The following is a 26,361-nucleotide window of genomic DNA, read 5'->3' as shown; positions in this document are numbered from 1 at the left end:
GCCCGGTGTTCGGTCCCGTCACCACTCCACTCGCACCCCGTCGCGGAAGAACCCGCCGGTGGGGCCGCCGCCGGGCAGCGTCGCGGCCCAGACGACCCCGGCCGCGCCGTCCGCGACGGGCCGCCCGCCGGGGCCACCCATGTCCGTGTCCACCCAGCCGGGGCAGACGGAGTTGACCAGGATGCCGTCGGCCCGCAGCTCGGCGGCGAGCATCCGCGTCAGGGCGTTGAGGGCGACTTTCGTGGTGGCGTACGCGGGGGTGCCCGCACCCATGTCGGCCAGGGACGCCGCCCCGCTCGACACGTTCACCACCCGCCCGCGGCGGCTGGCCCGCAGCAGCGGCAGCAGTGTCTGCGTGAGCCGCCACGGCCCGTACAGATTGGTCTCGGCGGCCTCCCTGACCACATCCAGGTCGGCGCTGACGGCGCGCTGCCAGGTGTCGTACGCGATGGCCGCGTTGTTGACCAGGACGTCGAGTCGGCCGAAGCGGTCCCTGACCTCGCGGGCGACCCGCTGCCGGTCGTCCTCGGAGGTCACGTCGAGCTGTACGGGCACGACCGAGGTGCCGAGCTCGGCCGCCGCCTTCTCGGCCGCCTTCAGGGAGCGGGCGGTGAGCAGCACGAGGTGGTCGAGCCCGGCGAGCTGGCGGCAGACCTCGCGGCCGATGCCTCGGTTGCCGCCGGTGACGAGGGCGACGGGGGCGGTGGAGGCCGCGGAAGCGGTGGTGGGGGCGGTGGAGTCAGTGGAGGCGGTGGAGTCATGGGAGCCCGACATGTGACCACGGTACGTACGGGAGGCCCGGAAATCTCGGCGGCGTCGGGGCCCGCCCGAGAGCTACAGTGCGGGCATGACTTCGCAGCCCGACAAGGCCGCCCCGCAGCGCCCGGCGACGCAGCGCCCGGCGACGCAGCCGCAGGAGGGCGGCAGCGTGCGCGTCGACGCCTGGATCTGGTCGGTACGCCTGATCAAGACCCGCTCGGCGGCGGCCACGGCCTGCCGCGGCGGTCACGTCCGCGTCAACGGCGACCGGGTCAAGCCGGCGCACGCCGTGAAGGCGGGCGACGAGGTGCGGCTGCGGTATGCGGGCCGGGACCGGGTGGTCGTGGTGAAGCGCGTCATCCGCAAGCGCGTCGGCGCCCCGGTGGCGGTGGAGTGCTATGTCGACAACAGCCCGCCGCCCCCGCCCCGCGAGGCCGCCGCCCCCGCGGGCGTGCGCGACCCGGGGACGGGCCGCCCGACGAAGCGGGACCGCAGGGAGATGGAGCGCTTGCGGGCGCTCAACTCCCGCCTGCCGGGCGCGTGACCGCCGCAGCCGGGCGCCGAGGCACCGGCGCCGCGGCGACGCCTCAACTCATCCGCTCCGCGGCGGACTTGATCGCTTGCCGTATACGGACATACGTCCCGCACCGGCACACGTTCGCTATCGCGTCGATCTCCTCGTCCGTCGGACTCTTCGTCCGCTTGAGGAGCGCGACCGCCGCCATGATCTGCCCCGGCTGGCAGTAGCCGCACTGCGCGACGTCCTGCTCCAACCACGCCTCCTGCACGGGATGCAGCCGGTCCCCGTCGGCGAGCCCCTCGATCGTGGTGACCTCACGGCCCGCCACCTCCGAGACGGGCACGGCGCACGGGTTGACCGCCTCCCCGTCGAGATGGCTCGTACAGGCCTTGCAGACGTCGATGCCGCAGCCGTACTTGGGGCCGCGGATGCCGAGCAGGTCGCGCAGGACCCAGAGCAACGGCAGGTCGTCGGGCGCGTCGACGGTGACCTGCTCGCCGTTCACGGTGAAGGTTTGTGCGGGCAAGGGAGAACTCCTCAGCAGGGTGCCGGCGCTCAGCGCGGGAACGGCTCGAAGTCGACGTCGAACAGGATGGGGAAGCTGCGTGCCCGGGTGCCGGTTGCGCGGGCGTAGGCGTTGCCGACCGCGGCGACCGCGGCGGGCACGCCGAGCTCGCCCACACCACCCGGTTCGGCGCCGGACTCGATGACGTGGACGGTGACGTCCCGTGGGGAGTCCTTCTGCCGCGCGTAGTGGAACTGCGAGTAACTGCCCTCCAGGGGAAGGCCCTTGTCGAAGTGGAGCCCGGCGCGCAGGGCCGTCGCGATGCCGTCCGTGAGCCCGCCGAGCATCTGCGCCTCGACCCCGCGCGGGTTGACGGCCCGGCCCACGTCGACGGCGATCACCGCTCGCGTCACGCGCGGCTCCTTCGGATCGCGGGCGTCGAGCTCGACGAGGTACGCGACCCGCGACTTGTACTCCTCGTGGAAGCCGACGCCCTGCGCACAGCCCGCGGGCAGCTCCCGGCCCCAGTCGCGGGTGGCCGCGTCGAGCACCGCCCGCTGCGCCGCGGTCCGCAGCCGCGCACGCCGGAACTCCACGGGGTCCGCGCCGAGCTTCTCGGCCACCTCGTCGAGGAACATCTCCTCGGCGGCCCGCGCGGTGCCCGAGTACACGCTGCGCCACGAGCCGGTGTGCAGCTTCAGCGGCAGCTCGGTCAGGGTCTGCGCGGTGGCCCCGAGGTCGTACGGGGAGCGCATGGAGAGCCGGAACATGGTCTGCGCGAACGTCTCGTTGCCCGCGGGGAGTTCGGTGAGTCCGGCGGTCAGCGCGTCCCCGATGCCGTGGCCCGTGTCGGTCTCGACGGAGGCCGTCCGGTGCTGCAGGGACAGCGGCGTGCCACCGCGCGTGTGGGTGACGCGCAGCTTGTGGTGGGTGGGCGGCCGCATCCGCCCGTGCCGCATGTCGTCGACCCGAGACCACATCAGGCGTACGGGACGGCCCGCGGCCTTGGACACCTGGGCGGCCTCGACGGCCGCGTCGTAGAACAGCCGCCGCCCGAACGAGCCGCCCGCCTGCACCACATGGAAGTCGACGCGGGACGCGGGCAGTCCGATCGCCTTCGCGACGGCGGCCCGCGCGGCGATCGGGGACTGCGCGGCCGTCCACACCGTGGCCCGGTCGTCGCGTACGTCGGCGACCGCGCTGTTGGTCTCCAGGGGCGCGTGGCTGACGGGCGCGAAGTCGTACTCGGCGTCGATGTGCTTGACGAGCAGCGGCGGCAGGAAGTCGGGGGCGGCCTTGCGGAGCTCGGCCTTGATGTCGTCGTGGGACAGCGCGTCCACGGTGCCCGGACCCCAGTCGACGCTCAGCGCGTCCTTGCCGGCGAGGGCCTGCCCGAAGGTCTCGGCGACGACGGCCACACCGGTGGGGATCTCCACGACGTCGAGAACACCGGGCATGCCACGTACGGCGGCGGCGTTGTGGACCTCGGCCACGGTGCCGTTGACGGTGGGCGGCCTGCGCACCATCGCGGGCTTGGCGCCGGGGACGTCCAGGTCGAGGGCGTACTCCTGGCGGCCTGTGACGATCGCGCGGGCGTCGATGCGTCCGGTGGGGCGGCCGACGACGCGCTGGTCGGCGGCCGGCTTGAGGGTGACCTCGGGTGCTTCCGTCGTCCGCGGGGCGGCGGCTCGGGCGGCGAGCGCGCCGTAGTCGAGGGTGCGGCCGTCGGGGGCGTGCACGGCGCCTTCGCGGGTGGTGAGGTCCGCGGCGTCCGTGCCCCACCGGCGGGCGGCCGTCGCGATCAGACGGGCGCGGGCGGCGGCGGCCGCGGCGCGGACGGGGCGGTGCAGGGCGCGGATCGAGTTGGAGCTGCCGGTGAGCTGGTTGAAGAGCAATTCGGGCCGGGCGTCGTCGAGTCGGACCTTGACCCGGTCGAGGGGCAGGTCCAACTCGTCGGATATCAGCATCGCCACGGCCGTGGTGAGGCCCTGGCCGACCTCGGCACGGGGCAGACCGAAGCGGGCGGTGCCGTCCTCGCCCAGCTCCAGGGTGAGCATGTGCGCGGTGGGCGCCGCGGCGAGGATGAGCACGTCCCCCAGGTCGGGCAGCACGTCCGGCAGGGCGGCGGCCTCCGGGGTGGCCGCGACGGCTTCCGGCGCCCAGGCATCGGCACCGACCCGGACCGCGACCGTCAAGGTGGGCGCGGCAACCAGATACGCGAGCAGCTTCCGCCGACCGACTCCCGAGCTCTCGGGGCTCCCGGGGCTCCCGGGGCTCTCAGGGCTCTCAGGGCTCTCGGCATGCTCGGCGTCGCGCTCAGAGCCCCGCGAAGGCTCGGCGTGCCCGGCATGCCCGGCGCGCTCAGAGCCCCGCGTGGGCTCGGTGTTCGCGGCGGTGCGCTCGGCCGCGGCAGGGGGCTCCACCAGAGGGCTCCAATGGGTCGTCGGCAGCACCAAGCTGCCTGCGTGGAAGGCACGTTGACTGGCCGTCAACAACACCTGGACGATGCTTGGCTACCACAACCGGACTGCGGCGACCACACCCCACCCAGCACCCGACGCACTACCTTCACGAGCCGACCCGACCCGACCCGAGCAGAGCCGAGCCGAGCCGACCCCGACCCGACCCGACCCGACCCGAGCCGACCCTCTCAGCGGCCCGACCCCGCCTAGGCCGTGACCGGCCGTGCCCGCACCCACGTCCCGTCGTCCGTCAGGACGCGGTCCACCGCGAGCCCGGCGCGTGCCAGGTGCTCCTCGAACTCCGCCGTGCTCAGCACCCGCGCCCTGAACGTCTGCGTCCAGGTGGCATCCGGCCATATGTACTGCGCGTGCACGGAGTTGACCCCGCCGCCGACCGGCGTGGACGACACGATGCGGACCGTGTACCCGGCGGGGTCGACGCGCTCTCTCGGCAGGTCCGTGTGGTAATCGGCGCCTTCGCGCTGGATCAGGACGCAGCCGTCGTCCGCCACATGGGTGCGGCAGGCCCGCAGGATGCCGTCCCGCACCTCGGGGTCGGCGGCGTGCACGAGGAACGACGCGAGCAGCACTACATCGAACCGCTCGAACCGCTCGCACCGCTCGCCGAGCGCTCCCCCGGCGAGCGCCTCGATGGGGCTGCGCACCGCACGCGCCACGCCCGGCAGGCCCTCGACGTGCGCCAGCATCTCCGCCGACTCGTCGACCGCCGTCACCGTGAAGCCGCGCTCGGTCAGCGGACGCGTCAACCTCCCGGCCCCGCAGCCGAGTTCGAGCAGCCGGGCGCCCGGCGGCACGGCACCCGCGATCACCTCCGGCTCGGCCCCCGCCTTGAGCCGCGCGTACAGCTCGACCGCACAGCCGTCGGGCGTGATGGCCCCCGGCCCCGTACCCGAGTACCCCTCGCGGATCAGTTCGCTCATACCGGACCAACGGCCGTGCACGGCACGGGAGTTCCCGGCCTCCTCACCCTTTCGAGTGAAGACGAACGCGGCCCCCGCACCGGTTCGATGCGGGGGCCACGGAACACTCACACCCGACTCAGCTCGCCTGGGCCTTCTCGTACAGGTTCTTCGCGTCGTCCCCGAAGTAGGGGCCGAACATGAAGCCCGGCAGGAAGGTGTAGCCGAAGCTGTTCACCGAGTTCTGCAGGCCGGTTCCGGACGCCTCGTCGAAGTCCTGGAACCAGGGGCCGCCACTGGAGCCGCCGGTCATGTCGCAGGACAGGCCGTGGTCCGAGGAGAGCAGCGGGTCCTGGATGGAGTCGCCGCTGCAGTGGATCAGCTTCGAGCCGTCGTACGGGTCGGCGGCGGGGTAGCCGAAGGCGTACAACTTCTTGTTGTAGCCGGTGTTGAAGGCCACGCCCTGGGCGCCGACGACGTCGGTGAGCTTCTTGCCGTCGAGCGGGTTCACGACCGCGGCGCCGACGTCGTAGTTGATGTCCTCGGTCGCGGTCCACTGCGGCGTGGACAGGGTCTTGGCGGCCGTCCACTTGCCGTGCGGCGCCTGCCCGTCCTTGTACTCGGGGACGAAGACCCAGTTGGTGTGCCAGGCGCCGTCCATCTTCACGCAGTGCCCCGCGGTGAGGACCGTGGACTTGTTCGCGCTGGTCACGGCGTTGCCGGAGCAGGAGGCCTGGCGGCCCTGATAGGTGAAGAAGACCCGGCCGGCGGTGCTGGTGACCTTGCCGCCGCCGGTCCACGGCCCGCCCGTCTCGGGGAAGGCCTCGGTGCCCGGCAGCCCGGTCGGTGGCACCAGCTTCTCGACGCCCTCCTTGACCTTGTTCAGATCACCGGGGCTCACGGGCAGTACGTCGAGCGGTTCGGCGGCCCGCATCCGTTCGGCCGTCCAGAAGTCCTCCACCGAGGGGGCGGCGGAGGCGGAACCGGTCTGCAGGAGCAATCCGGCGACAAGGGCACCGGTCGCGGTGGCCGCGCTCAGTGCCCTGTGGGGTATTCGAAGGCTGCGTCTAATCACGCTGCGTTCTCCTTCGTCGGGAGGTGGTGCGTGCACGGGGCAGCGTGCCATGAATTCGACACCGTGTCAGGAGCGCGTCAACGCATGGTCGTTACGGTTTCACAGAGCCTCTACGGCACCACTCCACCGCGTGCACCCCACCCCATCGACCGAGGTCATCCGGCACGTACCCGAGCACCGACTACCACAAGGGCCGCCCGCGGGTGGATCCTGGAAGGAGCAGCTCAGCAGCGACGCCGGGGGCTCGGTGCACCCGGCAGTGGGAGATGACTCCGATGCGCACGGGCAGTGAACCGGTGACTGCGCGCAGTCCGCTCCGGATGCGGTTCTGGCTCAGCCTGTGGGGCCTGATCTGGGCGACGGCCGGCACCGTCGCGTTCGCCCTGGCGGGCCGCCCCGGCTGGGCCGCGGCCTGCGGCGTCCTGTGGGTGATCGTCACGGTCGACCTGGTGATGGTGCTGCGCCACATCCACCAGGGCCCCCACTACCAGCCGGGCCGCGACGTCCCTCCGTACGAACCGGACCACGGCAACCGGCGTCCGCGTACCGGCTGAGGGCTATCCGTCGAAGCGCGCCGCCGCGAGGTACTCCGGCTGCGGGTCGAGCGCCGCGGCGAGGCGGAAGTGGCGGCGGGCCTGCCCGGGCCGGTTGGCGCGTTCGTACGTTCGCGCCAGGGCGAAGTGCGCGAAGGCGTTGTCCGGCTCGCGTTCCAGGACGATGGAGAACTCCAGCTCGGCGGCGCGGAGTTGGGCGGAGGCGAAGAACGCGCGGGCACGCAGCAGCCGGGCCGCGGTGTTCTCGGGGTGCGCGGCGATGACCTCGTCGAGCAGCTTCACCGCGCCCCGCGGATCGCGCGCGGCAAGGAGCTGCTCGGCCGCGCGGAAGTCGATGACATGCGTCTCGGGGTTGCGCCCCGCCCCGGAGCCACCGCTGCCGCAGCCACCGCTGCCGGAGCCACCGCTGCCGGATCCGCTGCTGTTACGACCGATGCTTTCGGGCACGACTGAGTCCTTCCTTCACTCCCGGTATCAACGCGCCCCGCGCGAAGGCTATTCCACCCCGCGCGCCCGCCCGCCGCAGCTCACCAGGCCCGTACGACCAGCGCCACGCCCAGCACCACGAGCGCCGCCCCTGCCGTCATGAACGCCTGGTCGACGCGGATGCGGTCCCGGCTCAACAGCACGATCTCGCGCGGGTCGTCGGCGTCGTACGCGATCCGCAGTTCGCTGCCGTCCCGCAGCGGCCTGCGGCGCGTGCGCCGTACCGGGGAGGCGATATCCACGACCTTGCCGTCGGCCGTCTCGAACTGCACTTGCGGCCGGTCCGCACCCGGCTGCGGCGGCTTGACCAGCGCCTCCACCGACTGGACCGACTCCTCCATGCGCCGGGTCCGGTGCAGTCCGTAACCACCGGCGAGGACCGCGACGAGACCGCCGAGGACGGTCAGCACCGCCAGAACGAGCATGGGCGGGGCCTTCAGGCGTCGCTCGCGGCGGCGCGGCGCGCGAGGTCCTCCCATACGGTGCGGACCTGGGGTTCCAGCGCCTCGATCGGGCCGTCGTTGTCCATCACGATGTCGGCGATCTCCAGGCGCTTCTCGCGGGTGGCCTGGGCCGCCATCCGCGCGCGGGCGTCCTCCTCGGTCATGCCGCGCAGCCGTACGAGCCGGTCGAGCTGCGTCTCGGGGGACGCGTCGACGACAACCACCAGGTCGTACAGCGGCGCCAGGCCGTTCTCGGTGAGCAGCGGCACATCGTGTACGACGACGGAGTCGGCGCCGGCCGCGGCTTCCAGCTCGGCGGAGCGGGCGCCCACCAGGGGGTGGACGATGCCGTTGAGGACGGCGAGGCGGTCCGGGTCGGCGAAGACGATGGCGCCGAGCCGGGGCCGGTCGAGGCTGCCGTCGGCGGCGAGCACCTCGGGCCCGAAGGCCTCGACAACCGCCCGCAGCCCCGGAGTTCCCGGTTCCACGACCTCGCGCGCGATCCGGTCGGCGTCGATCAGGACCGCGCCGTACGAGGCGAGCAGCCGGGACACCTCGCTCTTGCCCGCGCCGATCCCGCCGGTCAAACCCACTTTCAGCATGCCCGGCAGCTTAGGGCCTCGCTTCACTCTCCGCTGCGCGTCCCCTCGGGATCTTCACGTCGACCGGCGCCCGATCCCGAGGGAGAGGCTGATCCGAAGGGGCCCGACCCACAGGGGGCCTGGCCCACGGGGAGCTTGGCCCACAGGGGGGCCTGGCCCACAGGGAGGCGGCGCCTAGCCCTCGCCCTCCCGCTCCGCGAGGAAGCGCTCGAACTCTCGGCCGATCTCGTCCGCGGAGGGGATCTCCACCGGTTCGGCGAGCATGTTGCCGCGCGTCTCCGCACCCGCCGCCGCGTCGTACTGGTGCTCAAGTCCCTGGACCATGGCGACCAGTTCCTCGTCCCCCTCCTGGATCTGGCGGTCGATCTCGTTCTGCGTGCGGTGCGCCTCGGTGCGCAGGGCGTGCACAGCCGCGGGCAGCACCAGACCGGTGGCCGAGGTGACCGACTCCAGGGCGGTGAGCGCCGCGTCCGGGTAGGCGGAGCGGGCGATGTAGTGCGGGACGTGCGCCGCGACACCGAGCACGTCGTGGCCGGCCCTCATCAGGCGGTACTCGATCAGGGCCTCCGCGCTGCCGGGCACCTGCGCCTCGTCGAAGGGCGAGCTGTGTCCGGGCACGAGGTCGCTGCGGTTGCCGTGCGGGGTGAGGCCCACGGGTCTGGTGTGCGGGACGCCCATGGGGATGCCGTGGAAGTTCACCGACAGGCGGACGCCGAGGCGCTCGACGATCTGCTTGACGGCGGCCGCGAACCGCTCCCACTCGACGTCCGGCTCGGGTCCGGAGAGCAGCAGGAAGGGCGCGCCGGTGGCGTCCTGAAGGAGGCGCACTTCGAGGGTCGGGACCTCGTAGTCGCTCCAGCGGTCGCGCTCGAAGGTGAGCAGGGGGCGGCGCGCGCGGTAGTCGATCAGCCGGTCGTGGTCGAAGCGGGCGACGACCTGGCCGGGGAGCGTGTCGATGAGCTTCTCGACGATCTGGTCACCGGTGTCACCGGCGTCGATGTATCCATCGAAGTGGTAGAGCATGACGAGCCCGGCCGACTCCTGCGCCAGCGCCATGTCTACGACCGCCAGGCCCTTCGGCTCCCACGTGTACAAACCCTCGGGATCAACCACAGTGACCGCTCCTCCTCGTGTTCGTACTGCACAACACGTCACGCGGCACGAGCATTCCCACCCGCGCTCGTGAACACCTGGAGCGCTGAGCCGAGTTCACCGGCGCCCCCTGGTCCAGACCTTGACGCGGACATGCCTCGCCTCTACCTTCCGGGAGCAGCCCCTCGTTCACAAACGGGCCCCACATTCATATAGGAGAACCCCCACATGCGTACGCGTACTCTCCTCACCGCCCTGGCCGCCCTGACGGCCGCCGCAGCCGGCCCCTCGGCGGCGGCCGTGGCTCCGGACGCGGTCATCGACGTGTCCACCTCGGCCGAGTTGAAGTCGGCCCTGTCCTCGGCCCGCGCCGGCGACACCATCCGCCTCGCCGACGGCACGTACAGCGGCAACTTCAAGACCACGACGGCGGCCCGCTCCGACGCCCGCATCACGCTCACCGGCTCCCCGAAGGCGGTCCTGACGGCGGGCGGCGGCTATGGCCTGCACCTCGACGGGGCCGCGTACTGGACCGTGCAGGGCATCACCGTCACGGGCGGCCAGAAGGGCATCATGATCGACGCGGCCCGCGGGGTGACCGTCGACTCCGTCACGGTGCACGGCCTGGACATGGAGGGCGTCCACTTCCGCAAGTCGTCGAGCGACGGCGTCATCAAGGACTCCCGCATCTACGACACCGGCAACGACGGCCGCGGCATGGGCGAGGGCATCTACGTGGGCAGCGCCAACACCCTCGACGACAAGAGCGACCGTGTGCGGATCACCGGCAACACCATCGGCCCGGACGTCGGCGGCGAGAGCGTCGACATCAAGGAGGGCACCACGGGCGCCCAGATCACCGGCAACACCTTCGACGGCAAGGGCCTGACGGGCGCGAACTACGACGACTCATGGGTCGATGTGAAGGGCAACGACGTCCTGGTGGAGAACAACCGGGGCAAGAACACCACGAACAACGGCTACGAGACCCACAGTCAGAAGCCCGGCTGGGGCTGCGGCACGGTCTTCCGCGACAACGCCTCGGACCTGACGGGCGCGACGGGCGGCAAGCAGCTGGCGATCAACGTGGCCAACCACAGCGACGCCTGCCCGACGACGGTCCACGCGAGCAATACGGTCACGGGCGGCAAGGGCCTGACGAACATCGAGGTCACGCCCCGATAGGGGCGCGGGGCTGTGACATTTGCGGCTCCGCCGCGGGGCGCAAGCAACCACGACGAGAGCCGCACCCGCGCGACGGCAAAAGGCCGCCACTACAGGTGGGCGAAACAGCAAGTGGGCCCGCACCAAAAGGTGCGGGCCCACTTGTTCAACTACCTGCTAGCGCAGAGCGATTCAGCTCTGACCACCGGCCAGCTTCTCGCGAAGCGCGGCCAGCGCCTCGTCCGAAGCCAGGGCGCCGGAGTTGTCGTCCGACTCCGAGGAGTACGAACCGCCGCCGCCGCCACCGCCGGCCGCAGCCGGAGCCGCACCGCTGGGCGCAGCCGCACCCTCGGCCTCGGCCTGGGCGTCGGCCTCGCGGGACTTGATGACCTGAGCCTGGTGCTGCTCGAAGCGCGTCTGCGCCTCGGCGTACTGGGTCTCCCAGGCCTCGCGCTGGGTCTCGTAGCCCTCGAGCCAGTCGTTGGTCTCGGGGTCGAAGCCCTCGGGGTAGATGTAGTTGCCCTGGTCGTCGTACGACGCGGCCATGCCGTACAGGGTCGGGTCGAACTCGACGACCGACGGGTCGGCGCCGAAGGCCTCGTTGGCCTGCTTCAGCGAGAGGCTGATGCGGCGACGCTCGAGGTCGATGTCGATGACCTTGACGAAGATCTCGTCGTTGACCTGGACGACCTGCTCCGGGATCTCCACGTGGCGCTCGGCCAGCTCGGAGATGTGGACCAGACCCTCGATGCCCTCGTCCACGCGGACGAACGCACCGAACGGAACCAGCTTCGTGACCTTGCCGGGCACGACCTGGCCGATCTGGTGGGTGCGGGCGAACTGCTGCCACGGGTCTTCCTGCGTCGCCTTGAGCGACAGGGACACGCGCTCGCGGTCCATGTCCACGTCGAGAACCTCGACGGTGACTTCCTGGCCGACCTCGACAACCTCGGAGGGGTGGTCGATGTGCTTCCAGGAAAGCTCGGAGACGTGCACGAGACCGTCGACGCCACCGAGGTCCACGAAGGCACCGAAGTTGACGATCGAGGAAACGACGCCGGAGCGGACCTGACCCTTCTGGAGGGTCGTGAGGAACGTCTGGCGAACCTCGGACTGGGTCTGCTCGAGCCAGGCACGGCGGGACAGGACCACGTTGTTGCGGTTCTTGTCCAGCTCGATGATCTTGGCCTCGAGCTCCTTGCCCACGTAGGGCTGGAGGTCGCGGACGCGGCGCATCTCGACGAGGGAGGCCGGAAGGAAGCCACGGAGGCCGATGTCGAGGATGAGACCACCCTTGACGACCTCGATGACGGTACCGGTGACGATGCCGTCTTCTTCCTTGATCTTCTCGATCGTGCCCCAGGCACGCTCGTACTGAGCGCGCTTCTTGGACAGGATCAGACGGCCTTCCTTGTCCTCCTTCTGGAGAACCAGGGCCTCGATCTCGTCACCGACGGCGACGACCTCGTTGGGGTCGACGTCGTGCTTGATGGAGAGTTCGCGGCTCGGGATGACGCCTTCGGTCTTGTAACCGATGTCGAGCAGGACCTCGTCCCGGTCGACCTTCACGATGACGCCGTCGACGATGTCGCCGTCGTTGAAGTACTTGATCGTCTCGTCGATCGCGGCGAGGAAGGCTTCCTCGTTACCGATGTCGTTGACCGCAACCTGCGGGGTGGTGGCGGTGGTCTCGGTGCTGCTCGTCATGTGGGAAAGGGCTCCGGTACGGACAGTGAGTCGTAGGTACTGCTACGCCGAGAGCCCATTTCGCCCTGCAGAAGCCAGACAGTTCAGGAGGCGCGGTTTCCCCATGAAGACTTCCCAAGGGAAAACGGAATCGCCTCGACAACCGAGGGGACATACAACAGATGCGAGCGCACCCTGCTCTGTCTGAGGAGCGCAGGCCGCCAGCGCAACTTGTAGCATACGGGGGCTGCCGGGCAGGGTCAATGCGCGAAGCCGGGCACCCGGGGCGGATCGCCGCAATCCCGGCACAAGAACTGTCGCACGAGGCCAACGGCGCCCCGCAATACCCCGCAGCGACAGCTTTCGAGGACAAGACGGAACAGTACGACGAGGGAGTCGACCATCCAAGAGCACGAGCTGCCCGAGCCGGAAGCGACCCGGCGTGACTCGGGCGTCACCGAGAGCAGCCGCGCGAACCGCGGCTGGTGGGACCGGAACGCGGACGAGTACCAGGTCGAGCACGGCACCTTCCTCGGCGACGACCGCTTCGTCTGGAGCCCCGAGGGGCTCGACGAGGTCGAGGCCGAGCTGCTCGGCCCGGCCGAGGACCTGAAGGGCCGGGACGTACTGGAGATCGGCGCCGGCGCCGCGCAGTGCTCGCGCTGGCTGGCCGCCCAGGGAGCGCGCCCGGTCGCCCTCGACCTCTCCCACCGCCAGCTCCAGCACGCGCTGCGGATCGACGAGCTGAACTCGGCGGCGCCCTTTCCCCTTGTACAGGCGGACGCGGGTGCGCTGCCCTTCGCCGACTGCTCCTTCGACCTGGCCTGCTCCGCGTACGGGGCGCTGCCGTTCGTCGCCGACCCGGTGCTCGTGCTGCGCGAGGTGCGCCGGGTGCTGCGGCCGGGCGGGCGGTTCGTGTTCTCCGTGACGCACCCGCTGCGCTGGGCGTTCCCGGACGAGCCGGGCCCCGAGGGCCTGTCCGTGTCCGCCTCCTACTTCGACCGCACTCCTTATGTAGAGCAGGACGAGCAGGGCCGCGCCGTCTATGTGGAGCACCACCGGACCGTCGGCGACCGGGTGCGGGACGTGGTCGCGGGCGGCTTCCGGCTCGTGGACCTGGTCGAGCCGGAGTGGCCGGAGTGGAACACCCAGGAGTGGGGCGGCTGGTCCCCGCTGCGCGGCGGACTGATCCCGGGTACTGCGATCTTCGTGTGCGAACGGGACGAGCGCGGCTGATCCCGTACGGCCGCGGGGCTTGTCAGTGCCGTCCGGGAGACTGGTGGGCGTGATCCGTAGCGACGTCCTGGAGCAGTTGCCCGTACGGCAGGCCGTGCCCGAGTTGCGCGCCGCCCTGGAGGAGCGGGGCGCGGCGGTGCTGTGCGCGCCGCCCGGCACGGGCAAGACAACGCTGGTGCCGCTGGAGCTGGCGGGGCTGCTCGGGGGTTCGGCGCGGCGGCGTGTGGTGGTGGCCGAGCCGCGGCGGATCGCGGCGCGGGCCGCTGCGCGGCGGATGGCGTGGCTGCTCGGCGAGAAGGTCGGCGAGAGTGTCGGGTTCACGGTGCGCGGCGAGCGCGTGGTCGGGCGGCACACGCGCGTGGAGGTCGTCACGACCGGTGTGCTGCTGCAACGCCTGCAGCGCGACCAGGAGCTGACCGGGGTCGACGCGGTCGTCCTCGACGAGTGTCACGAGCGGCATCTGGACGCGGACACCGTGGCGGCGTTCCTCCTCGACGTACGGGCTGCGCTGCGGCCGGAGCTGGAGCTGGTGGCGGCCTCGGCGACGACGGACGCGGAGGGGTGGGCGCGGCTGCTCGGCGGTGCGCCGGTGGTCGAGGCGCAGGGGGCCGCGTACCCGGTGGACTTGGTGTGGGCGCCGCCCGCGCGTCCGGTGCGGCCTCCTCACGGCATGCGGGTGGATCCGGCACTGCTCTCCCATGTCGCGACGATGGTGCGTCGGGCGCTCGCGGAGCGGGACGGGGATGTGCTGTGTTTCCTGCCCGGTGTCGGTGAGATCGCGCGCGTGGCGGGGCAGTTGGGGGATCTGGGCGGCGTCGAGGTGGTGCAGGTGCACGGGCGGGCTCCGGCCGCGGTGCAGGACGCGGTGCTCTCGCCGGGTGCGGGGCGGCGGGTGGTCCTGGCCACGTCGGTCGCGGAGTCGTCCCTGACGGTGCCGGGGGTGCGGGTGGTCGTCGACTCGGGGCTCGCGCGGGAGCCGCGTACCGATCACGCGCGGGGGCTGAGTGCGCTGACGACGGTGCGGGCCTCGCAGGCGGCCGGGCGGCAGCGCGCGGGGCGGGCCGGGCGGGAGGCGCCGGGTGCGGTGTACCGCTGCTGGGCGGAGGCGGAGCAGGGGCGGCTGCCGCGGTTTCCGGCGCCGGAGATCAAGGTGGCGGACCTCGCGGCCTTCGCGCTGCAGGCCGCGTGCTGGGGCGATCCGGACGCGTCGGGCCTCGCGCTGCTCGACGCGCCTCCGGGCGGCGCGATGGCGGCGGCGCGAGAGGTGCTCACCGCGCTCGGCGCGCTGGCCCCGGACACCGGTCGGGTGACCGAACGGGGCGCGCGCATGGCCCGGTTGGGGCTGCATCCGCGCCTTGCGCGTGCCCTGCTCGACGGGGCTCATGAGGTGGGTGCGCGGGGCGCGGCCGAGGCGGTGGCGCTGTTGAGCGAGGAGCCGCCGCGCGAGTACGGCGACGATCTGGGGGCGGCACTGCGGTCGGCGCGGCGCGGCGGTGACGCGTACGGCGCCCGCTGGCGGCAGGAGGTGCGCAGGCTCACGACGGCCGTCGAGGAGCGGCGCGGGCGCGGGGCCGGGCTGAGCGACGACCGGGTGTGCGGGCTCGTCGCGTCGCTCGCGTTCCCGGAGCGGGTCGCACGCGCGCGTGGCGACGGCACGTTCCTGATGGCGTCGGGCACGGCCGCCGCGACGGGCCCCGGTTCGCCGCTGCACGCGGCGCCCTGGCTGGCCGTGGCCGTGGCGGACCGTCCGGTGGGCTCGCCGCACGCGCGCGTGCGCCTCGGTGCGGTGATCGACGAGGAGACGGCGCTACGGGCTGCCGCGCCGCTGCGGTCGGACGGCGAGGAGGTCGCCTGGGTGGACGGTGACGTGATCGCGCGCAGCGTGCGCCGCCTGGGTGCCGTGGAGCTGGCGGTGCGCCCGCTCAGGGACGCCGACCCCGCCCTGGTCCGGGACGCGCTCCTGGCCGGCCTGCGTGAGGAGGGTACGGACCTGCTCAAGTGGTCCGTCGGCGCAAGGGAGTTGCGGTGCCGGCTCGCGTTCCTGCACCGGCGTCTGGGGGCGCCGTGGCCGGACGTATCGGAAAACGCCCTGCACGCGCGCGTGGCGGAGTGGTTGGAGCCGGAGCTGTCCAAGGCACGCAGGCGCGCGGACCTGGGCCGGATCGACGCCGGCCAGTGCCTGAACCGACTGCTGCCGTGGGCGGGCGGTCAGGCCGCGCGCCTGGACGAGCTGGCGCCGGAGCGGCTAGCGGTGCCGAGCGGTTCGCGGATCCGGGTCGACTACTCCGATTCCGAACAGCCCGTCCTTGCCGTCAAGTTGCAGGAGATGTTCGGCCTCGCGCGGACGCCGGAGGTCGCGGGGGTGCCCGTTCTGGTGCATCTGCTCTCCCCCGCCGGCCGGCCCGCGGCGGTGACCGCGGACCTCGCGTCGTTCTGGCGGGACGGCTATCGGGGCGTACGGGCGGAGCTGCGCGGCCGCTATCCGAAGCACCCGTGGCCAGAGGACCCGGCGACGGCGGAGCCGACCCGCCACACGAACGCGCGGCTCAGGCGGTGAGCCGTACGCGGCCGCCGCCTCAGGCGTTGACCGGTTCCGGCTCAGGGGCGGACTCGGGTTCCGGTTCGCCGGGCCTGCGGCTGCGGGCCTCCAGGACGAGGGCCAGGTTCAGCAGGGCGGCGCCGAGGCCGAGGAAGCCCCAGGGCAGATAGCTGGTGAGCAGCAGGACCAGGGTGCGCTGGGACTTGACCAGGTCGACGGTGTAGTCGATGTAGTCCTCGCGGATCTTGGCGTGCCCGGCGAAGGCGGTGACCTTGTCGCGGCCGCTGCCTTCAAGGAGCGTGCCGCCGCGCATCTCCTCCTTGTGGATCTCCTCGCCGTACACGGGCGCTCCGGTGGTCGGTTCGACCCAGAACTTGCGGACCGTCGTGTACCAGAATTTCGTGCCGGTCTTGCGTACCGAGTCCGGCGTGATGCCCTTCACGGGAAGGGTGTTCGGGACCTCGACCTCGGTCCAGGGGACGGTCTGCTCGAAGTAGTAGACCTCGACGCCGCGGAAGTCCCGGGTGCCCTTGTAGTGGATGGGCGCGGTGGTGTCGGAGCGTGCGTCGTAGTACTCGTAGTCCCGTTTCTCCGTCAGGAAGGGCCACTTGAACTCGATGCCCTTGCGTTTGACGGGGCGCCCGTCGACCATCTCGCCCTTGGCGTGCACGGGTTCCTGGCTGTGGGCGTCGAAGATGTAGCGCTCGGGGATCTGGGAGACCATCTTGCCGTCGGGGCCGACGACATGGACGAGCGCGTCCCAGACGACGACGTCCTTCCCGACCCGCTTCTCGATCTTCTCCGACTCCTCGACGTTGCCCTTGAGGGTCTGCACGATGGTGAGCTTGTCGACCTTCTTGGGCTGCATGGTGCCGTAGTCGATGAGCGTCGCGGGCTTCACCTCCAGGACCATCTCCTGGTACTGGCTGGGCGGGATCTTCGCCAGCCGCGGGAAGGCGTAGAACCGCATCAGGGGGGACAGGGCCGTGAAGAACACGGCGAACGCGAGCAGTACGAGGCCGGCCTTGCGGCGCATCGCGGCCCTCCCTACGGGTGGTCGGGGATGGTGGTGAGCAGCGGCTTCGGCGAGGTTTCGCCGGGTGGCGCGCCGATCGCCGTGATGGTGAGGACCAGCGCGATCGCGGCGACGAGGCCGATGCCGGCGGAGATCAGGGCACGCATGCTCGGCCTCCCGTGGTGGTGGCCAGGCCGGCCGGAACTGCCGACCTGATACGGCGTCAGGGCGGGGGCACCGTAGCAATGCGACCGCGAGATGAGAACACGTTGCACGCGCGGTCCCGCGGGGTTCCTGGGAGGTGGCTGCGGATACGGGTCCGCCCCCGGGCCAGGAGTGGCGCGGGGGCGGAGGGGTTCCGGCAGCGGAGGGTTCCGTGGGTGGCTGTGCGGCTCGGTGGTCTCCGGCGGTTCGTTGTCCGGGTCAGGAGACCTTCAGCTCGACGGTGACGCTGCCGCCGCCGACCGTCTCGATCCGCAGCAGGTACGTGCCCTTGGCGTCGCCCGCGTAGATCTTCGGGAGCTTCAAGGTGCCGTCGGCGCCGGTCTTGAGGCCCTTGAGCGTACGGATCGCGTTGCCGTCGGCGTCCTTGAAGTACGGGCCCTTGTCGTTGGCGGTCGGGTCGTCCGCCGACTTGATCATGGTCGCGGTGGCCTCGACGCCGGCCGCGGCCGCGCCCTTGTAGGTGGCCTTCACCGCTACGGGGTCGGCGTAATCGGCGCCCGCCGCGCAGGTCAGTTCCTTGTCGCCGACGCGCGTCAGCTCGTCGGCCTGGCGGGCGGTGACCTCTGCGGTGTGGTCGACGGCGTCGAGGGTGCGGCCGACGACCTTGGCGCGGACCGTGAACTCGCCGGTCTCCTCGCCCGCCCTGAGCTCGGGCGCGACGGCCTTGCCGCGGCTGTCCGTGGTGACGGTCGCGGAGGCGGCGCCGCCCGCGAAGCGGCTGTCGGTGGCGCCGACGATCTCGAAGCGCACCTTCACGTCGGCGACGCCCGCGCCGTTGGCGCCGTGCGCCCGTACGGCGGGCTTCACGGCGAACGTCTGGCCCGCGGTCGCGGTGAGCTCGCCGGTGCCCGCGTCCGCGAGCTTCGCGACGCGGTCCTCGGGGGCGGGTGTGGGGCTGGGGCTCTCGCCGCCACCGCTGCTGCCTCCGGGGCCGCCACCGCCGGGGCCGCCGCCCGGGTTGGAGCCGCCGGGCTCCGTGGGGTCCGTGCCGGGCTCGGAGGGGTCGGTGCCGGGCTCGGAGGGGTCGGTGCCGGGCTCGGAGGGGTCGGTGCCGGGGGTTTCGCCGTCGGAGCCGCCGGTGGACTGGCCGGGGTCGGGGGTCTCGCCCGGGTTCTTGCCGTCTGCGGGGCCCGTCCCCGTACGGCCCTTGCCGTCGTCGCCCGAACCGCCCGTTCCGGAGCCGGACTTGGCGTCGTCGTTGCTGCGGCCCACGGGCAGGACACCGGTGCCGTCGGGGATCTCGTGCGTGCCCTTGCGGTAGTACTCCAGCCACGACAGGACCGTCCGCAGATAGTGCTGCGAGCGGTTGTAGCTGAGGATCGCCTGGTGCAGCCCCGACGTGGTGGACAGGTCGCGGTCGCCCGCGCAGAGGTAGCGGCCGGCGGCGAGGGCCGCGTCGTAGATGTTGTTGGGGTCCTTCTTGCCGTCGCCGTTGCCGTCCTGCGCCCAGGTCGCCCAGGTGGAGGGGATGAACTGCATGGGCCCCACGGCGCGGTCGTGCGTGGTGTCGCCGTCGTACGAACCGCCGTCGGTGTCGCGGATGTTCGCGAAGCCGACGCCGTTGAGCTGCGGTCCGAGGATCGGCTTGAGGGTGGTGCCGTTGCTGTCGACGCGGCCGCCGCGGGCCTGGCCGGACTCCACCTTGCCGATCGCGGCGAGGAGCTGCCACGGCAGTCGGCAGCCGGGTTTGCTCGCGCGCAGTTCCGCCTCGGCCTTCTTGTAGGCGTCGAGGACGGTGGCGGGTATGCCGGCCTCGGCCTCGCCGGTGCGCTCCTGCTCGCCGCCGTCACCCGGGATCGGGCTGTCCAGGGGCGGAAGGTCCGTGTAGTACGGGGAGTTGCCGGTCGCGGAGTCATCCGCGGGCGGGGTGGACTCGGTGGTCCTGCGGCCCTGCGGGGTGTCGGTGATGCCCGGAGCCTGCGACGCGGAGAGCGCCGCCACCGCCGCCGCGGCCACCGCCGCGCTCACCGCTGTCTTGCGCAGCCGTCGGCCGTGCAGCGCTGCCATACGTCTGATCCCCTCCGGTTGTGACCACGCGCTCTCCCCAGCGCGCTGACGCAGGCGACCCTACGGCAACTTTCCGCGCACAGACACCCGTTCCCGACCGCTTTTCACCGGTTGGCCACAGGCTGCCCGGGCCCTTGGAGGTCACTGCCGGCGCACGCTGCCGGAGCCTGCTGTGTGGGTGCGTACGGCGCGCTGCCCGGCGCGGGTCTCGGCGCGCGTCAGGCGCCGCCCCAGCTCCTGCGCCCGCCGCAGCACCGTCTCGACGAGCAGGACACGGCTCGGACCGGCGGCGGCGTGCCGATGCCCACCGCCTTCGAGCGCGCACCACAGCACGCTCTCGTCCTCGGGTACGGGAATCGGCTGGGGGTCCTGCGGCCCGTACGACGACGCCGCCCGTACGTCCGGGGACGTACGGGCGGCGCGTGCTGGTGCGGCTGCGGTGCGGCAGGTCGCGGCGCGACGTGCGCGCCGGTCCTCGGCGCGTGCCGCGACCGCGGATATCGGCACGAGCAGGGCGGGGACCATGGCGGCGAGTGCGACCGCGCGGCGCTGGTGGCTGACCATGCCCGCCACGTTGCCGCCTGCCGAGACCCACGGCACGGGCACGGCGGCCATACGGGTGTGTGAGCTGCGGGGGAGGGTGGTTGTGGTGGGGGGTTGGGCGGTGAGGGGGGTTGGGCGGTGAGGGGGGGACGGCCCCGGCTCACCGGCCAGGCCGCCCCCGTACTCCCCGTCGTGCCGCTGCCGTACCCCGTCTCAGTGCGCCGTCTCAGTGCGCCGCCGACTCCCAGTCCGCGCCCACGCCGACCGATACGTCGAGGGGGGCCCGGAGGCTGACCGCGCCGGCCATCTCGCGGCGGACCAGCTCCTCGACCCGCTTCCGCTCCCCGGCCGCGATCTCCAGGACGATTTCGTCGTGCACCTGGAGCAGCATTCGGGAGGACAACTCGGCCTTCTCCAGGGCCTGTCCGACCCGCAGCATCGCGATCTTCACGATGTCCGCGGCGGTGCCCTGGATCGGTGCGTTCAGCGCCATGCGCTCGGCGGCCTCCCGGCGCTGGCGGTTGTCGCTGCTGAGGTCCGGGAGGTAGCGGCGGCGGCCGAGGATCGTCGCCGTGTACCCCGTCGCGCGGGCCTCCTCCACGACGCGGTGCAAATAGTCGCGTACGCCGCCGAAGCGCTCGAAATAGGTGTCCATCAGGGCGCGGGCCTCGGACGCCTCGATGTTCAGCTGCTGGGACAGGCCGAACGCGGAGAGGCCGTACGCCAGGCCGTACGACATGGCCTTGATCTTGCGGCGCATCTCGGCGTCGACCTGGTCCCCGGGGACGCCGAAGACCTGCGAGGCGACCGTGGTGTGCAGGTCCTCGCCGGACGTGAACGCCTCGATGAGGCCCTCGTCCTCGGAGAGGTGGGCCATGACGCGGAGCTCGATCTGGCTGTAGTCCGCGGTCATCAGGGACTCGAAGCCCTCGCCGACGACGAAGCCGCGGCGGATGGCGCGGCCCTCGTCGGTCCGCACCGGGACGTTCTGCAGGTTCGGGTCCGTGGAGGACAGGCGGCCGGTGGCGGCGACGATCTGGCTGAACGAGGTGTGGATGCGGCCGTCCGCGGCGATCGTCTTGATCAGGCCCTCGACGGTCACGCGGAGCTTGGCCTGCTCACGGTGGCGGAGCATGATCACCGGGAGGTCGTTGTCCGTCTGGGCGGCGAGCCAGGCCAGGGCGTCGGCGTCCGTGGTGTACCCGGTCTTGGTCTTCTTCGTCTTCGGCAGGCCGAGCTCGCCGAAGAGGACTTCCTGGAGCTGCTTGGGCGAGCCGAGGTTGAACTCGTGGCCCGCGGCGTCGTGCGCCTCCTTCACGGCCTGCTGTACGGCGCCCGCGAACTGCTGCTCCATGGCCTCCAGATGGGCGCGGTCGGCGGCGATGCCGGAGCGCTCCATCTTGGCGAGGAGCGCGGAGACGGGCAGCTCCATGTCGGTGAGCAGCTCGGCGGCGCCGACCTCCTTGAGGCGCTCGCCGAAGGCGGTGCCGAGGTCGAGGACGGTACGGGCCTGGTGCATCAGGGCGTCGGCCTCGGCGGTGTCGTCCGCGCCGAACGCCAGCTGGCCGTCGGCCTCGGCGGCCGGGGCGAGTTCCCGGCCCAGGTACTCCAGGGAGAGGGCGTCCAGGGCGAAGGAGCGGCGGCCGGGCTTGACCAGGTAGGCGGCGAGGGCGCTGTCCATGGTGATGCCCTCGATGGTCCAGCCGTGCTCGGCGAAGACCCTGAGGGCGTTCTTCGCGTCGTGCACGACCTTCGGCTGCTTCGGGTCGGCGAGCCACTGCGCGAACGCGTTCTCGTCGGCCTCGTCGAGCTGGGACGGGTCGAACCAGGCGGCCGCTCCCCCGGCGTCGGCCAGGGCGACCTCGGCGACGGCGCCGGTGCCCAGCTTCCAGGAGGCGACGGTCGCCATGCCGAGGACGGCCTTGCCGTGCTCGGCGAGCCACGGAGCGAGCTCGCCGGAGCCGAGGACGGTGCCGTCGATCTCCACTCCGTCGGCCGCAGGCGTCTGGTCGGTGTCCTCGGCGCCCGGGTCGACCGCGAGGAGGCGTTCGCGCAGTGAGGGGTTGCGGATCTCCAGGGTGTCGAGGACGACGGCGACGGCCTTGCGGTCGTACGCCGCGCGCTCCAAGTCGGCGACCGTCCTGGGCAGTTCGACGTCCCGGACCATCTCGGTGAGGCGGCGGTTCAGCTTCACGGCCTCCAGGTGGTCACGGAAGTTCTGGCCGGCCTTGCCCTTGACCTCGTCGGCCCGCTCCACGAGCTCGGCGAACGAGCCGAACTGGTTGATCCACTTCGCGGCGGTCTTCTCGCCGACGCCGGGGATGCCCGGGAGGTTGTCCGACGGGTCGCCGCGCAGGGCCGCGAAGTCCGGGTACTGGGCGGGGCTCAGGCCGTACTTCTCCTGGACCTTCTCCGGGGTGTACCGCGTGAGCTCCGAGACGCCCTTCGTGGGGTACAGGACCGTGATGTGGTCGGAGATGAGCTGGAAGGAGTCGCGGTCGCCAGTGACGACGAGGACTTCAAACCCTGCGGCCTCGGCCTGGGTGGCGAGGGTGGCGATGACGTCGTCCGCCTCGAACCCGTCGACCGCGAACCGCTCGGCGTGCATCGCGTCGAGCAGCTCGCCGATCAGCTCGACCTGGCCCTTGAACTCGTCGGGGGTCTTGGAGCGGTTCGCCTTGTACTCCGCGAACTCCTGTGAGCGCCAGGTCTTGCGGGAGACGTCGAAGGCGACTGCGAAGTGCGTGGGCTCCTCGTCGCGCAGCGTGTTCGCCAGCATCGACGCGAATCCGTAGATCGCGTTGGTGGGCTGGCCCGTCGCCGTCGTGAAGTTCTCCGCGGGCAGCGCGAAGAACGCCCGGTAGGCGAGCGAGTGCCCGTCCATGAGCATCAGGCGCGGGCGCTTGCCGCCTGCGGACGGGTCGGCGGCCTTCGCGGCCTTCGTCTGGGCGGGGGTCTTCTTCGCTGCTGTCTCTGCCACGTCCCCGATCCTGCCACGCCCCACTGACAATCCAGTCCGCGTCCGCCCTCCGGGCTCCTCTCACCCTCGCCGCGAGCGGTCGGTGCCGGTCCGTCCGGGCTGCTCGTCCGGTCCCGCCCCCGTCCTGTCCCGTACGCCGGTCCTACTTCGGGTCGTGGGTCCGTCGTGCGGCCGTCGTGCACCGGTCGGCCGAGTTATCCACAGGCTGCCTGAGCCGGTCGCGGGCGTGCGAGGATCGAGATGTACGCAGACAGTGACTGCTCGAAGGAGACCGGTCATGGCAGGCAAGCCCCCCGCCGGCGATCCCGTCCAGGACGCACCGCAGGTCGAAGGCCCCAAGCACGCCGCCGCCGGGCTCCCCGCCATCGGGCACACCCTGCGCATGGCCCAGGAGCAGATGGGCGTGCGCCGCACGGCGCTGACGCTGCTGCGCGTGAACCAGAAGGACGGCTTCGACTGCCCCGGCTGCGCCTGGCCCGAGCCGGAGCACCGGCACAAGGCCGAGTTCTGCGAGAACGGCGCGAAGGCGGTCGCGGAGGAGGCCACCCTGCGCCGGGTCACACCGGAGTTCTTCGCCGCGCACCCGGTGGCGGACCTGGCCCGCCGCAGTGGGTACTGGCTGGGCCAGCAGGGCCGCCTCACCCGCCCCATGTATCTGGCGGAGGGCGCCGAGCGGTACGAACCGGTCACCTGGGAGCAGGCCTTCGACATCGTCGCCGACGAGCTGGACGCGCTCGGCTCACCGGACGAGGCGCTGTTCTACACGTCAGGCCGCACCAGCAACGAGGCGGCGTTCCTGTACCAGCTGTTCGCCCGCGAGTTCGGCACGAACAACCTGCCGGACTGCTCCAACATGTGCCACGAGTCGTCGGGGTCGGCCCTGACGGAGACCATCGGCATCGGCAAGGGCAGCGTTCTCCTCGAGGACCTGTACAAGGCGGATCTGATCATCGTGGCCGGGCAGAACCCGGGCACGAACCATCCGCGCATGCTGTCCGCCCTGGAGAAGGCGAAGGCGAACGGCGCACGGATCATCACGGTCAACCCGCTGCCCGAGGCCGGGATGGAGCGGTTCAAGAACCCGCAGACCCCGCAGGGGATGCTGAAGGGCACGGCCCTGACGGACCTGTTCCTGCAGATCCGCCTCGGCGGCGACCAGGCCCTGTTCCGCCTCCTCAACAAGCTGATCCTCGAGTCGGACACTGCCGTGGACGAGGAGTTCGTCCGCGAACACACCCATGGGTATGAGGAGTTCGCCGCCTCCGCGCGTGCGGCCGACTGGGACGAGACGCTCACCGCGACGGGTCTGGAGCGGTCCCGTATCGAGGAGGCGCTCGCCATGGTGCTCGCCTCGAAGCGGACGGTGGTGTGCTGGGCGATGGGGCTGACGCAGCACAAGCACGCGGTGCCCACGATCCGCGAGGTCGTGAACTTCCTGCTGCTGCGCGGCAACATCGGCCGCCCGGGCGCGGGTGTGTGTCCGGTGCGCGGGCACTCCAACGTGCAGGGCGACCGCACGATGGGCATCTTCGAGCGGCCCGCGCCCGCGTTCCTGGACGCCCTGGAGCGGGAGTTCGGCTTCGCCCCGCCGCGCGAGCACGGCCTGGACGTGGTGCGGGCGATCCGCGCGCTGCGCGACGGCGAGGCGAAGGTGTTCTTCGCCATGGGCGGCAATTTCGTGTCGGCGTCGCCCGACACCGAGGTCACGGAGGCGGCGATGCGCCGCGCCCGCCTGACGGTGCATGTGTCGACGAAGCTGAACCGCTCCCACGCGGTCACCGGCGCGCGTGCCCTGATCCTGCCGACGCTCGGCCGCACCGAGCGCGATCTGCAGGGCAGTGGCGAGCAGTTCGTGACCGTGGAGGACTCGATGGGCATGGTGCACGCCTCGCGCGGCCGCCTGGAGCCCGCGAGCCCGCACCTGCTGTCCGAGCCGGCGATCGTGAGCCGGCTCGCCCGCCGTGTCCTGGGCGAGAAGAGCACCACGCCGTGGGAGGAGTTCGAGAAGGACTACGCCACGATCCGCGACCGCATCGCGCGCGTAGTGCCCGGTTTCGAGGACTTCAACGCGCGCGTGGCACGGCCCGGCGGCTTCGCCCTGCCGCACGCCCCGCGCGACGAGCGCCGTTTCCCGACGGCCACCGGCAAGGCCAACTTCACTGCGGCGCCGGTCGAGTACCCCGAACTGCCCGAGGGGCGGCTGCTGTTGCAGACGCTGCGCTCCCACGACCAGTACAACACCACGATCTACGGCCTCGACGACCGCTACAGAGGCATCAAGAACGGCCGCCGCGTCGTCCTGGTCAACCCGGCCGACGCCCGCGAGCTCGGCGGCCTCGCGGACGGTGCGTACGTCGACCTGGTCAGTGAGTGGCAGGACGGTGTGGAGCGGCGCGCGCCGGGCTTCCGCGTCGTGCACTATCCGACGGCCCGAGGTTGCGCGGCGGCGTACTACCCGGAGACGAACGTCCTGGTGCCGCTCGACGCGACCGCGGACACCAGCAACACCCCGGCCAGCAAGTCCGTCGTCGTCCGCCTGGAGGCCCGCCCGTAAGGAGTGGGTCCTCCCCTCCCGGCTCCGCGAGGGCGGTGGTCCTGCTCCAGCCTCGGGCGGGCGGTGGTCCGTCCTGCCGGTCTGGAACAATCGCCCCCCGTCTAAGCGTTTGCTCAGGCGGCGGGTACGGTGCACCGCACGGCCGTACCGCCGCCACAAGGACGACGAACTGGAGTCGAGGCCCATGGGCGAGAAGCACAACGTCAAGTTCCCGCAGGAGATCGTCGCCGAGTACGCCGCACTCGGTGTCGACCTGCCCGCCCTGTTCTCCGCCGGACACCTCGGCACCCGCATGGGCATCGAGATCGTCGAGGCCGCACCCGACCGGGTCGTCGGCACCATGCCCGTCGAGGGCAACACCCAGCCGTACGGACTGCTGCACGGCGGCGCGTCCGCGGTGCTCGCCGAGACCCTCGGCTCGGTCGGCTCCATGCTGCACGGCGGCGTCTCCAAGATCGCCGTGGGTGTCGACCTCAACTGCACGCACCACCGCGGCGTCCGCTCCGGCCTGGTCACCGGTGTCGCCACGCCCGTGCACCGTGGCCGCTCCACCGCCACGTACGAGATCGTCATCAGCGACGAGCAGGACAAGCGGGTCTGCACCGCGCGCCTGACCTGTCTGCTCCGGGACGCCGCGCCCGACAACGGCCAGGCGGACAAGCAGAGTTGACCCTCAGGCAGCCGGCCTCGACGTAAGGCGTCGGCAGCCGGTCCCGGCACGCGATCCCGGCCACCCCGGGTCACCACGGGCGGGGCACGTCACACAAGTGGCGTGCCCCGCCCATCTGTTGTGCCACCGCATCGGGCAGCCCGGCCCCGCCCGAACCGACCCACCCCGCGGTAACCGTGAGTAATTGCGGCGGGCTCTGTCGACACAATCCGTTCACGCAAAGCGGGTCGCCGAAATCCCGTATTCACACTGCAGGATTCACATCGAGCGACACCCCAAGATCACTTGAGACCCCTGAGCGGAACTGCAAATTCTCACCATGCG

General features: G+C 71.8%; 22 protein-coding genes. 7 read left to right on the top strand and 15 right to left on the bottom strand.

Features of this window, described 5'->3' with window-relative positions:
- Window positions 1–18: 18 nt before the first annotated feature.
- On the bottom strand, window positions 19–774 hold the full coding sequence (locus tag RCO28_RS03860; RefSeq protein ID WP_308939460.1) for an SDR family NAD(P)-dependent oxidoreductase: 756 nt from the start codon (window positions 772–774) through the stop codon (window positions 19–21).
- A gap of 73 nt (window positions 775–847) precedes the next feature.
- Here RCO28_RS03860 and RCO28_RS03855 point away from each other — a divergent pair, with 73 nt between their 5' ends.
- A complete protein-coding gene (locus RCO28_RS03855; RefSeq protein WP_308939459.1) occupies window positions 848–1,303 on the top strand; it encodes a S4 domain-containing protein in 456 nt (151 codons plus the stop codon).
- Between the two features lie 43 nt (window positions 1,304–1,346).
- Here the strand turns inward: RCO28_RS03855 and RCO28_RS03850 are convergent, their stop codons facing one another.
- The 4 genes from RCO28_RS03850 to RCO28_RS03835 form a co-directional block, all read right to left on the bottom strand.
- Entirely contained in the window at window positions 1,347–1,805 is a 459-nt protein-coding gene (locus tag RCO28_RS03850) for a 2Fe-2S iron-sulfur cluster-binding protein (RefSeq protein ID WP_308939458.1), read from the bottom strand.
- 29 nt (window positions 1,806–1,834) lie between these two features.
- Entirely contained in the window at window positions 1,835–4,207 is a 2,373-nt protein-coding gene (locus RCO28_RS03845) for a molybdopterin cofactor-binding domain-containing protein (protein WP_308939457.1), read from the bottom strand.
- A gap of 245 nt (window positions 4,208–4,452) precedes the next feature.
- A complete protein-coding gene (locus RCO28_RS03840) occupies window positions 4,453–5,187 on the bottom strand; it encodes a methyltransferase domain-containing protein (RefSeq protein ID WP_308939456.1) in 735 nt (244 codons plus the stop codon).
- Between the two features lie 118 nt (window positions 5,188–5,305).
- Complete coding sequence (locus RCO28_RS03835; RefSeq protein WP_374991086.1) at window positions 5,306–6,241, bottom strand: trypsin-like serine peptidase; 936 nt, start codon at window positions 6,239–6,241, stop codon at window positions 5,306–5,308.
- A gap of 266 nt (window positions 6,242–6,507) precedes the next feature.
- On the opposite strand from RCO28_RS03835, the gene RCO28_RS03830 reads away from it, so the two are divergent.
- Window positions 6,508–6,795 carry a DUF6343 family protein gene (locus RCO28_RS03830; protein ID WP_308939455.1) on the top strand — a complete coding sequence of 96 codons (288 nt, stop codon included), beginning with the start codon at window positions 6,508–6,510 and terminating at the stop codon, window positions 6,793–6,795.
- Window positions 6,796–6,798: 3 nt separating this feature from the next.
- Here the strand turns inward: RCO28_RS03830 and RCO28_RS03825 are convergent, their stop codons facing one another.
- From RCO28_RS03825 to RCO28_RS03810, 4 genes are all read right to left on the bottom strand, one after another.
- Window positions 6,799–7,131 carry a tetratricopeptide repeat protein gene (locus RCO28_RS03825; RefSeq protein ID WP_282541095.1) on the bottom strand — a complete coding sequence of 111 codons (333 nt, stop codon included), beginning with the start codon at window positions 7,129–7,131 and terminating at the stop codon, window positions 6,799–6,801.
- Between the two features lie 191 nt (window positions 7,132–7,322).
- Window positions 7,323–7,706, bottom strand: a complete 384-nt coding sequence (locus tag RCO28_RS03820) for a DUF3592 domain-containing protein (RefSeq protein WP_308939454.1) — start codon at window positions 7,704–7,706, stop codon at window positions 7,323–7,325.
- An 11-nt stretch (window positions 7,707–7,717) separates the two neighbouring features.
- On the bottom strand, window positions 7,718–8,326 hold the full coding sequence (coaE, locus tag RCO28_RS03815; RefSeq protein ID WP_308939453.1) for a dephospho-CoA kinase: 609 nt from the start codon (window positions 8,324–8,326) through the stop codon (window positions 7,718–7,720).
- A 174-nt stretch (window positions 8,327–8,500) separates the two neighbouring features.
- Window positions 8,501–9,439, bottom strand: coding sequence for a PAC2 family protein (locus tag RCO28_RS03810; protein ID WP_308939452.1), 939 nt, complete (start codon window positions 9,437–9,439; stop codon window positions 8,501–8,503).
- Between the two features lie 207 nt (window positions 9,440–9,646).
- Between RCO28_RS03810 and RCO28_RS03805 the strand changes: the two genes are divergently transcribed.
- Window positions 9,647–10,603, top strand: coding sequence for a right-handed parallel beta-helix repeat-containing protein (locus RCO28_RS03805; protein ID WP_308939451.1), 957 nt, complete (start codon window positions 9,647–9,649; stop codon window positions 10,601–10,603).
- A 171-nt stretch (window positions 10,604–10,774) separates the two neighbouring features.
- On the opposite strand, the gene rpsA is transcribed toward RCO28_RS03805, so the two are convergent.
- Window positions 10,775–12,289 (bottom strand): 30S ribosomal protein S1, encoded by a 1,515-nt coding sequence (gene rpsA / locus RCO28_RS03800; RefSeq protein ID WP_308939450.1) that lies wholly within the window; start codon window positions 12,287–12,289, stop codon window positions 10,775–10,777.
- Window positions 12,290–12,670: 381 nt separating this feature from the next.
- Between rpsA and RCO28_RS03795 the strand changes: the two genes are divergently transcribed.
- Together RCO28_RS03795 and hrpB are read left to right on the top strand one after the other, a co-directional pair.
- Window positions 12,671–13,504, top strand: coding sequence for a class I SAM-dependent methyltransferase (locus RCO28_RS03795; protein ID WP_308939699.1), 834 nt, complete (start codon window positions 12,671–12,673; stop codon window positions 13,502–13,504).
- A 49-nt stretch (window positions 13,505–13,553) separates the two neighbouring features.
- A complete protein-coding gene (gene hrpB, locus RCO28_RS03790) occupies window positions 13,554–16,061 on the top strand; it encodes an ATP-dependent helicase HrpB (protein WP_308939449.1) in 2,508 nt (835 codons plus the stop codon).
- 19 nt (window positions 16,062–16,080) lie between these two features.
- On the opposite strand, the gene RCO28_RS03785 is transcribed toward hrpB, so the two are convergent.
- The 5 genes from RCO28_RS03785 to polA all read right to left on the bottom strand — a co-directional run bounded on the left by RCO28_RS03785 (window position 16,081) and on the right by polA (window position 22,813).
- Complete coding sequence (locus RCO28_RS03785; RefSeq protein WP_308939448.1) at window positions 16,081–17,079, bottom strand: DUF3068 domain-containing protein; 999 nt, start codon at window positions 17,077–17,079, stop codon at window positions 16,081–16,083.
- An 11-nt stretch (window positions 17,080–17,090) separates the two neighbouring features.
- The gene (locus RCO28_RS03780; protein WP_308939447.1) at window positions 17,091–17,225 is read right to left on the bottom strand and encodes an SPW_0924 family protein; all 135 of its coding nucleotides are present in this window, start codon (window positions 17,223–17,225) and stop codon (window positions 17,091–17,093) included.
- A 256-nt stretch (window positions 17,226–17,481) separates the two neighbouring features.
- Window positions 17,482–19,290, bottom strand: coding sequence for a lytic murein transglycosylase (locus tag RCO28_RS03775; RefSeq protein WP_308939446.1), 1,809 nt, complete (start codon window positions 19,288–19,290; stop codon window positions 17,482–17,484).
- Window positions 19,291–19,431: 141 nt separating this feature from the next.
- Complete coding sequence (locus RCO28_RS03770; protein WP_308939445.1) at window positions 19,432–19,905, bottom strand: hypothetical protein; 474 nt, start codon at window positions 19,903–19,905, stop codon at window positions 19,432–19,434.
- A 154-nt stretch (window positions 19,906–20,059) separates the two neighbouring features.
- Window positions 20,060–22,813 (bottom strand): DNA polymerase I, encoded by a 2,754-nt coding sequence (gene polA, locus RCO28_RS03765; RefSeq protein WP_374991085.1) that lies wholly within the window; start codon window positions 22,811–22,813, stop codon window positions 20,060–20,062.
- A 277-nt stretch (window positions 22,814–23,090) separates the two neighbouring features.
- Between polA and RCO28_RS03760 the strand changes: the two genes are divergently transcribed.
- Window positions 23,091–25,367, top strand: coding sequence for an FdhF/YdeP family oxidoreductase (locus RCO28_RS03760; protein ID WP_308939444.1), 2,277 nt, complete (start codon window positions 23,091–23,093; stop codon window positions 25,365–25,367).
- A 184-nt stretch (window positions 25,368–25,551) separates the two neighbouring features.
- Complete coding sequence (locus RCO28_RS03755) at window positions 25,552–26,037, top strand: hotdog fold thioesterase (protein WP_308939443.1); 486 nt, start codon at window positions 25,552–25,554, stop codon at window positions 26,035–26,037.
- Window positions 26,038–26,361: the final 324 nt, after the last annotated feature.

It is taken from the genome of Streptomyces sp. LHD-70, assembly GCF_031157275.1.
Classification (GTDB): Bacteria; Actinomycetota; Actinomycetes; order Streptomycetales; family Streptomycetaceae; genus Streptomyces.
The sequence above is the reverse complement of the archived record's forward strand: the minus strand, read 5'-3'. Positions and strand labels throughout refer to the sequence as shown.